Source organism: Stenotrophomonas sp. HMWF003, from assembly GCF_003061285.1.
Lineage (GTDB): Bacteria > Pseudomonadota > Gammaproteobacteria > Xanthomonadales > Xanthomonadaceae > Stenotrophomonas > Stenotrophomonas maltophilia_AP.
The window spans coordinates 1-8,832 of the sequence record NZ_QAIW01000127.1; the positions used below are offsets into that span (position 1 = coordinate 1).

Genomic DNA, 8,832 nt, shown 5'->3' on the forward strand with positions numbered 1-8,832 from the left:
CTGCAGCACCCATTGGCGTCGGCCTTGGTCATCCTCGACCGGGCCGGGCGGCCGCTGGCGGCCAACCCGGTCGCGCGCGAGCTTGGGCTGCCGGCAACCGTGGCGGCCTATGGCGAGCTGCTTGAAGACCTGCGCCTGCTGGCGGCCGACGGTGGCCTGGTGCCCTGCCAGCTGCCGGGCGGGCCGCGCGGTCGCCTGGACGGGTGGATGCGTGCGGTGCACGACCCGGACGGCCACCTGCTGGCATTCACGCTGAGCGTGCCCGAGCCGGTCGCCAGCTACGCCGGCAGCCGCTGGGAGCTGGCCCTGGACCACGCCGGCCACGGGCTGTGGGACTGGGACCTGCCCAGCGATGCGGTGATCCGGTCGCGGCGCTGGGACGACCAGCCGGTGCCGGCCGAAGAAGTCACCCGGGGCGATGCCGCCGCGGCGTTGCTCGCCCCGGTGCATCCGGAGGATCAGCCGGCGGTGCGCGCCGCGCTGGACGCCCACCTGCGCGGCGACGGTGAGGTCTATACCGCCCAGTACCGGCTGCGCCACCCCGACGGTGACTGGCGCTGGGTGCTCGACCGGGGTCGGGTGGTGGCACGTACCGCCGACGGCCAACCCCTGCGCATGGTGGGCACCCACACCGACATCCAGGCGCAGAAGCAATTGGAGGCGCAGCTGCTGGAGCAGCAGGTGCACCTGCGCGAGGCCCAGCGCATCGCCAGCATGGGCAGCTGGTCGTGGGACCCGGCCCAGCGCCAGTTCTGGTGGTCGCCGGAGTTCCGCGCCCTGCTGGGCGTGGGCGAAGATCCGCTGAGCGGTCGCCGGCGCTGGTTGCGCCAGCTTGAACCGCGCTCGCGCAGCCTGCTGCGCCACGCCTGGCGGCGCATGCTGCGCGACGGCAAGCCGGCCACGCTGGAACTGGAGTTGCCGCGCGAGCGCGACGGCGCGCTGCACCTGCGCCTGTGGATGCAACCGCTGCTGGGTGCCGATGGCCGCATCCAACGGCTGCTGGGCCAGGTCCAGAACATCACCGAACAGCACCAGACCGATGCGCTGATCCGGTGGCGCACCGAACTGCTCAACCGTGTGTCGGCACTGGGCCGCATCGGTGGCTGCGAAATCGAAGTGACCACCCGCCACATGCAGTGGACCGAGGAGTGCTACCGCATCCACGGCCTGCGCAAGGAGCCGATCAGCCTGGACCAGGCGCTGGCCCTGTACACCCAGGATTCGCGCGACGCCTTCGAGGCGGCACTGGAGCGCATCGCCGACGGCGGCCTGCCCGAGCAGCTGGACCTGTGCTTCTACCGCCAGTCCGGCCTGCGCATCTGGGTGCAGGTGCTGATCGAACTGGACCGCCGCGATGGCCTGCCGACCCGCTTCGTGGTGCTGTTCCGTGACATCACCCGCGAACGCGAAGCCAACGAGCGCATCGAACTGCTGGCGCACTACGACCTGCTGACCGGCCTGCCCAACCGCATGCTGCTGCGCGAACAGACCGCCGATGCCATCGAAGAAGCGCGCGACCGGGGTGCACCACTGGCCATGCTGTTCATCGACCTGGACGGCTTCAAGACCATCAACGACACCTTCGGCCACGCCACCGGCGATGCGCTGCTGAAGGCGGCGGCCACCCGGCTGCACCAGAACCTGCGCAACGCCGACTTGTTCGGCCGTTTCAGTGGCGACGAGTTCATCGTGGTGTTGCGTGACCTGGCCGACCCCGAGGACGCCGGCCACGTGGCCCGCAAGCTGATCGCCTCGCTGGCCGAACCGCTGCAGCGCGGCGAAACCACGCTGAAGGTCGGCGCCAGCGTGGGCATCGCCATGCTCGACCAGAGCCATCACGACTTCGAATCGCTGCTGCGCGCGGCCGACGCGGCGATGTACGCCGCCAAGGAAGCGGGGCGCAACACCTACCAGTACTACAGCCAGGACGCGCTGGCCAAGATCCAGCGCAAGCTCGAGATCGAGCACGCGCTGCTGGGCGCGATCGAGCGCGAAGAGTTCACCCTGGCCTACCAGCCGCTGCTGCACGCCGAGAACGACCAGCCGCCGGCCATCGAAGCCCTGCTGCGCTGGCATCGGCCCGGGATCGGCTACTGCAGCCCGGCCGAGTTCATTCCGATCGCCGAAAAGTGCGGCGAGATCGTCCGCATCGGCGACTGGGTGCTGGCCGAGGCGTGCCGCCAGGCGGCCGCCTGGGATGCCGCCGGCCTGGCGTTCGACCGCGTGGCGGTCAACGTTTCGGCCGTGCAGCTGCGCGACCGCGGCTTCGCCGAACGCGTGATCGACATCTGCCACGCCCACGGCTGGCCCCCGCAGCGGCTGGAACTGGAGCTGACCGAGTCTGCGCTGATCCGTGATACCGATGTACTGCGCCACTGCTTCGACGTGCTCGAACGCCACGGCGTACCGCTGGCGGTGGACGACTTCGGCACCGGCTTCTCCAACCTGCATTACCTCAACCGCTTCCCGGTGGGCCGCCTGAAGATCGACCGCAGTTTCGTGCAGGGCATGCTGCACGACACCGGCACCGCCGAAGTCACCCAGGCCATCGTCCACCTGGGGCACGCGCTGGGCATGAAGGTCGTCGCCGAAGGCGTGGAAACCGAGCAGGAAGAGGCCATGTTGCGCCGCCAGGGCTGCGACGAGATCCAGGGCTACCTGTATTCCCGCCCGCTCACCCCGCGCGACCTGGCGCAATGGCTGAAGGCCGGCAGCACCCGCATCGCACCGCGCGAAGCGGTGGTCGCGCTGAGCCACGCGGTCTGAGCGTCGGGGGGGTGCCTCGCGGGCATACCCAACGTGATGCTGCCATCGCGCGACCGTCCATCACGTGCGGTCGCCAGGGATGCGGCGCTATCGCACGGCAGCCGGCCTGCCCGCTCGCGGAATGCCTCCCGACCCGGCTAGAACGGACGCAGCGTTTGCCATGCCTCCAACGCGTCCTGCCGGACCAGACGCACCTCCCAACCCTCGGACAGGCCTGCAAGGTCGGGAGTGTAGATTTCCCCTGCCGCCAGCGCGCCCACCCTGTCGCGGGTCATGGCGTACACCGAGCGTCCCTGCGCGTCGGTCACGTCAAAGTCGTGCACCTCCAACAGGGTCAGCAGGAGACGCAATCGCGCGTTGCGCTCTTCAGCCGTGCTTGGGGCGAGCATCGATGCATGCGCGGCGACCTGCCTGTGGCAAGGGTCGACGATGATCTCCACGGCGGTGTTCTCACCGCACACCAGGAGTTGGCCGAAGGCCGTGATGGCATACGCGTGGAAGGTATCTACGCCCTCCAGCGGACTGCCCACCAATGCTGTTGCCAGCACCGTCGCATAGCACTCCGGGCGGACCAGCATCATGCGGCCCTCCAGGTAGCGTGCCAAGCCATCGCGCTGCCACAAGGCAAGCAGGGTGTCCGGGAGCCGGCCACGCCAGTGAGTGCGCGTGCTTTCATCCACGGGAACGCCGATCGTGCTGGGAGTGAAGGCCTCGAGAAAGGCCCCCGGATCATCCATCACTGGATCAGCATCTGGTCGCGGTTCCGCACTGCTCGGCAAGGCCGGCGCCGCAACCAACAGGTCCAGAAAGCCCAGCATTCCCTGCGCCTGCATCCCGCTTGCATCATCATCGGCGAGTGTGACCACTGCCATCCCGGGACCGGCGCCCTGCAACAGCGTGCCAGCCGGGAGGGTCTGCCACCCCCGCTCGAGCACGACGTACCGGGTGATGGCCTCGGCGCCGTCATCCTCGATGAGGATCGCGGGGGTGCCGTCTTCGAGCTGCACCGCGGACACCTCAACATAGGCATCGACACTTCCGGCATCCGCGTCATCAGGGTCCACCAGCGCTGCATACGGCTGCTGGAAGTCGCCTGTTTCATCCAGCGTGCGCCGGAGAATGCTCAGTTCCTCTGGATCGAGACGCCACGGCTCGGCACCGACGGGCAGGGGCTGCAGGTCAATCGAGAGGCGTGGCGTGACGTCAGCCATGGGGCGGCAACTCGTCTCAAGGGGCGACGATGTTGAAAAAGTCCAGAGGCTGTGTCGATGCAATTTGTTGTAAAGCGCCCGCGCCGGGAAGGGAGCAACACGCGCTGTGCAGGCATCCGCATGGGGGTCTTACCCCTGCGGCCCCGGTATCTCCCCCACCGTGTCGCCTTCGTAGGTCTGCACGGCCATGCGGTAGATGTCGGTCCAGTCGCCGTCGCGCCCCGGGCCCAGCCGGTGTCGGGCGCCGAACACATAGACCGTTTCGCCCAGCGACATGTGCCCGATCAGGTGTTGCGCGGCAAGGCTGACCTGGAACTGGTGCAGGAACACCATCGGCTGCCCCTGGTGGTACAACCAGGCCGGCTCACCGACCCACTTCGGCTTGGCGTCCATGCAGGGAAAGGCGTCTGCCAGCCGGGCGGCCAGCCATTTCCTGCGCGGCGTGGGCGCGCCTTGTTCGTGGTACTCGCGATAGAGCTGCTTGGCGAAATCGTCGGCGCCATCGGCTTCTATCGAGGCGGCATGCCGCTCCGCCGCCGCCATCGCTTCGCCCCAGAAAACATGGAAATCTGTCAGTTCGGTCATACTGTTCCTTGTGGATGCCGACACCCTTGCAGGCCGACGCAGCAACAGAGGATAGCCTCCCGTGGCAAATCCTGATCGACGGCGGATGGACCGCGGCGGCTCAGACAATGATGGGGCGGGGCGCACAAACGTCGTCGGCCAACACCCGATGCCACAACTATCGGTAGTCCGCAGGCAGGCAACCGCTACCGCAGCGCCATCCCATCCACGGCGCGTGCGTCCAGCTCTGGACATCGATTGAATACGGCGAACCGCTGCAGCGCCGTGCGCAGGGCAGGCAGGAAATGATCCCGATCCAGACCGTCGCGCTCGATATGCAGGCTCAGCACCCCCAGCCGCTGCTCGCTACGGTGTGCCTTGCAGTCCACCCGGCCCACCACCTTATCCCCGTACAGCAGGGGCAGGCAGAAGTAGCCGTGTACGCGCTTGCTGGCGGGCACATAGCACTCGATCCGGTAATCGAAGGCGAACAGGGCACTCAAGCGCTCCCGATGGATGACCAGGTTGTCGAACGGCGACAGGATCCTCACCTCGCGGCGCAGCCGCATCGGGCGATCCAGTGCAGCCACATCGACGTAGGCGGTCATCCCATCGTCGCCCTTCCACACACGCAGCTGCCCCGCATCGACCCGTTCATCGACCACGGCGCGCATCGCATCCCGCAGGTCTTTTCCGGGCTGCAGGTGCAGCAGCTGCTTCAGGGTGAATACCCCATGTGACCGCCGCGTTGTCTCCAGCAGGTAGGTCGCATACTCGCCCAGGCTGGGAACGCTCAGGTCGATGTGGTCGGGCAGGCAGCGCTCGGCCAGGTCGTAGGATTTCTCCATGCCGTTGCGTTCGCACACCATCAGGTCGCCGCGCATGAACAACGTCTCGAACGCGCGCCGGCCGGGCCCCTGGTTCCACCAGCTGCCCGCTTCCTTGGCGCCCGGGTCCAGGTGGCGCATCCGCAGGGGGCCGTCGGCACGGATCCGCGCCAGGATCTGCTGCATCAACTGCGGGTCACCGCCACGGAAGTAACGGCTTTCTCCGTCCCGGATCGCGCGCATCCGGCGCAGCGCGTAACGGTAATCGCGCATCGGAAGATAGGCGGCGGCGTGGTACCAGTACTCGAAGATCTGCCGCTCGCCCACCAGGCGGTTCAAGTGCGCCGGGTCGTAATCGGGTACCCGGTTCCACAGCACGTGGTGATGCGCGCGCTCCACCACCGACAACGTATCGATCTGCACGTAGCCCAGGTGGGCGATGGCGCGATGGGTTGCCGCCGGACCGTCGCCGAACGGTGCCCGAGACGCCAGCCCCTGCGCATGCAGTGCCAGGCGTCTCAAGCCGGAGGTCATGGGCGGTGCGCGGGATGCTTCGGGTCCGGGGGCGTGGTCACCACGGCATCGCCGCTCAGGCCCAGGTCCCAGGCCAGGCCGATCAGGGCCGGGTCAATGGCGGCCGAGCCCAGCGGCCCCGCAAGCCCACCCTGCGCCGCCAATGTCGCCAGTTCCCGCTGCGCCACCTGTTCCAGCTGGGCCAGCAACGCGCGGCCCCGCAACGGCTCGGGCATGCGGGCAGGCGAGGGCGGGGGGATGCGTTCCTCAGGTGCCGCCACTGCCTCGGGCAGGGGGGCGGAAGAAGAGGGCACGGCATGGGGGACGTTCGTCAACAGCATGGGTCGATCATCTGCAGCCAGGACGGATCTTGCAAGCACGACGGCCCCGGGGAAACCGGGGCCGTCGTGGGCGCCGTTGCCGGCGCGGAACATCTGGGTCAGAACAGCTCGACCGCGCCAGCGGCCATGCTCTGCTGGGCAACAGCCTTGTGCGGCGGGCGTTCCCACTCGCTGCGCATTTCACGCAGGCGGCTGCCGGTGCGCTGCAGGGCGCTGACGACTTCTTCGTCGAACACGCCGCCATTGCGGTGCAACAGCTCCTGCAGGGCCACCGCTTCGCGGTTGATGGCGGTCAGGCGGTCCAGGTGGGTATGCACGCCGCCCAGGGCCTGGGTGGCGATGTCTTCGAACTGCAGGGCGCGGACCGCTTCGGCCACGCTGCTGTCGATGGCACGGCCGCACTCGGAGATCTCGCGCATGCCGTCGCCGAGCGAGGCATTGATCTGCGCCACGTTGTCCAGCATCTGCGCTGCTTCGTGACGCGCTTCGCGGGAACGGTCCATGTCGCGCGAGGCCATGTGCGAGACCGTCTCGCGGACCTTGGCGATGGCGTCCTTGGAGCTGTGCGCCAGCTTGCGGATCTGCTCGTTGAACGTGGTGGAGCGCTCGGACAGGTTGCGCACCTCGTCGGCGACCACCGCGAAGCCGCGACCGGCCTCACCGGCACGCGCCGCTTCGATGGCCGCGTTCAGCGCCAGCAGGTTGGTCTGGTCGGCAATCGACTTGACGTCTTCCAGCAGGGCGAAGATGCCATCCAGGTGCTGCGCCATCTGGTCGATGTGCTGCACGGTGTTGCTGCTCTGGCCGCTCACCTGCTCCAGGGCTTCCACCAGCTGTTCCATGCGGTGGCTGGCATGCTGGGCGAAGCGGGCGACGTCGACACCGGCGCCGCCGTCTTCACCGGCACGGTCGACGATGCGGGCCAATGCCTGGCTTTGCTGGCGGGACTTGCGGTTCATGGCGTCGAAGCTGCCACCCAGGCCGCTGACCGCGTGGCGGATCAGGTCGCGGGCACGTTCGACTTCGCCGCGCGAGCCGTCCACTTCGTTGGCAACGAAGCTGCGCAGCTCGGTGAGCAGCTGGTCCTGCTCACGCAGGATGCGGGCGTGCTCGGGGGATCGCTGGGTCTGGGCCCGGGCGGTCCACCAGGCAAAGCCCAGCCAGCTGAGCGTCATCGTGGTCAGGATGGCCCAGCGCAGCGCGGCGGGCCATTCGAAACCGATGGCGAAAGGAAGAAGCAGGGTCAGGACCAGGGGGGCGGCCAGACGGATGAAGATGCGTGAGTACATGGACGTTCTCGGGAAGTGCACGGTTGATGTATCGGCCGTACCCCCATTTGCTTTAGTGCTGCACTGCACATTCCATCGAAAAACCTGCCCGCGGTAGAGCCACCCCATGGGTGGCTGCGGGATCCCCAGCCGCCCCCAGCCACCCATGGGGTGGCTCTACCCGCATCCATCAACGGTAGAGCCACCCCATGGGTGGCTGCACGCAGCCCCTAACCCCGAAGCCACACATGGTGTGGCTCTACCCGCATCCATCAACGGTAGAGCCACCCCATGGGTGGCTGCACGCAGCCCCTCATCCCGAAGCCACACAGGGTGTGGCTCTACCCGCATCCATCAACGGTAGAGCCACCCCATGGGTGGCTGCACGCAACCCCTCATCCCGAAGCCACACAGGGTGTGGCTCTACCCGCCCGCCGTGAATCAGCGCAGCTGGCGGTCCACCGCTTCGATCATCGCCTTGCGCGAGAACAGGAAGTCCCAGTACTGGCCTCCGGTCTGGCGCCACAGCACCGCCGAGCGCACCGCTGCCAGCAGCAGCGCGCGGATCTCGGCCACCACCCCGGCCTGGCCCAGGTAGTGCGGGTTGCCCTGCACCATCACCCGCGGCTTGAGATTGCTGATGGTGTCCGCATACAGCCCGCCCAGGGCGGCCAGCACGTCGGGGTGGGCGCTGTCGCCCAGCTCGGTGGCCTGGCGCTGGGCGCGCGCGATGCCCTGGCTCACCTTGTCCACCACCGCATGCTCACGCACGAACCGGCGCTCCAGCTGCAGCACGGCCAGCGCCAGGCGGGGCAGGGCGTCATCCTGGCCCTGGTTGCGGAAGTAGTTGTGCAGCAGGCGCAGCCCCGGGGCCACGTTGGCCGGGCTGCCGTAGATGGCCTGCGGGGTCTCGGCATCAATGCGGAACACGCTGTCCACGGCGGTGCGCACCACGGCCGCTTCGGAGTGGCCGGTTTCGGCGATGCGGCGCACCTGCTGCAGGGCCTGGGCGATGCCGGCCAGTGCAAGAACGCGGTCGTCGACGGAAAAACTCATGCAGCAGATACCTCGAAGGGGGAAGGGGCAGTCCGCAGCCGCTGTTCCAGCGGCGCGTCGGTGGCGGCGATCACCGCGCCACCCAGGCAGACCTCATCGTCATACAACACCAGCGATTGACCGGGGGTGACGGCGCGCTGCGGGCGCACGAACAGCACCTCCAGGGTGCCATCGTCGCGCACGGTCACCGTGCAGGGTTCATCGGGCTGGCGGTAACGGGTCTGCGCGGTGCAGTTGAACCGGCGGGCGGGCGGGGCGCCGGCGATCCAGTGGGCGGGCTCGGAAT

The 8,832-nt window shown here is 68.2% G+C and carries 8 protein-coding genes; 1 reads left to right on the forward strand and 7 read right to left on the reverse strand.

The genetic code is table 11. The annotated features are described in order from the left end of the window. Window positions 1-2,766 (forward strand): bifunctional diguanylate cyclase/phosphodiesterase (locus DBR34_RS04905; RefSeq protein ID WP_146186770.1); only part of this gene is annotated, 2,766 nt, incomplete at its 5' end. 137 nt (window positions 2,767-2,903) lie between these two features. On the opposite strand, the gene DBR34_RS04910 is transcribed toward DBR34_RS04905, so the two are convergent. From DBR34_RS04910 to DBR34_RS04940, 7 genes are all read right to left on the reverse strand, one after another. Then, window positions 2,904-3,977 (reverse strand): GAD-like domain-containing protein, encoded by a 1,074-nt coding sequence (locus DBR34_RS04910; RefSeq protein ID WP_128095937.1) that lies wholly within the window; start codon window positions 3,975-3,977, stop codon window positions 2,904-2,906. Window positions 3,978-4,106: 129 nt separating this feature from the next. Next, window positions 4,107-4,562 carry a hypothetical protein gene (locus DBR34_RS04915; protein ID WP_128095938.1) on the reverse strand — a complete coding sequence of 152 codons (456 nt, stop codon included), beginning with the start codon at window positions 4,560-4,562 and terminating at the stop codon, window positions 4,107-4,109. A 185-nt stretch (window positions 4,563-4,747) separates the two neighbouring features. Next, on the reverse strand, window positions 4,748-5,890 hold the full coding sequence (locus DBR34_RS04920) for a crosslink repair DNA glycosylase YcaQ family protein (RefSeq protein ID WP_219928214.1): 1,143 nt from the start codon (window positions 5,888-5,890) through the stop codon (window positions 4,748-4,750). Between the two features lie 8 nt (window positions 5,891-5,898). Next, a complete protein-coding gene (locus DBR34_RS04925; RefSeq protein WP_219928215.1) occupies window positions 5,899-6,117 on the reverse strand; it encodes a hypothetical protein in 219 nt (72 codons plus the stop codon). Window positions 6,118-6,320: 203 nt separating this feature from the next. Then, window positions 6,321-7,511: a methyl-accepting chemotaxis protein gene (locus tag DBR34_RS04930; RefSeq protein ID WP_038688404.1), complete on the reverse strand. Its 1,191-nt coding sequence runs from the start codon at window positions 7,509-7,511 to the stop codon at window positions 6,321-6,323. Window positions 7,512-7,931: 420 nt separating this feature from the next. Next, entirely contained in the window at window positions 7,932-8,546 is a 615-nt protein-coding gene (gene hflD, locus DBR34_RS04935) for a high frequency lysogenization protein HflD (protein WP_128095941.1), read from the reverse strand. After that, the coding region (locus DBR34_RS04940) for an aminomethyltransferase beta-barrel domain-containing protein (RefSeq protein WP_343125604.1) at window positions 8,543-8,832 on the reverse strand (290 nt) is incomplete at its 5' end. The genes hflD and DBR34_RS04940, both read right to left, overlap by 4 nt.

What these genes read in the sequence shown, in the direction of transcription:
- DBR34_RS04910 (WP_128095937.1), bottom strand. Translation starts at nt 3,977, where the DNA reads ATGGCTGACGTCACGCCACGCCTCTCGATTGACCTGCAGCCCCTGCCC.
- DBR34_RS04915 (WP_128095938.1), bottom strand. Translation starts at nt 4,562, where the DNA reads ATGACCGAACTGACAGATTTCCATGTTTTCTGGGGCGAAGCGATGGCG.
- DBR34_RS04925 (WP_219928215.1), bottom strand. Translation starts at nt 6,117, where the DNA reads ATGCCCGAGCCGTTGCGGGGCCGCGCGTTGCTGGCCCAGCTGGAACAG.
- DBR34_RS04930 (WP_038688404.1), bottom strand. Translation starts at nt 7,511, where the DNA reads ATGTACTCACGCATCTTCATCCGTCTGGCCGCCCCCCTGGTCCTGACC.
- hflD (WP_128095941.1), bottom strand. Translation starts at nt 8,546, where the DNA reads ATGAGTTTTTCCGTCGACGACCGCGTTCTTGCACTGGCCGGCATCGCC.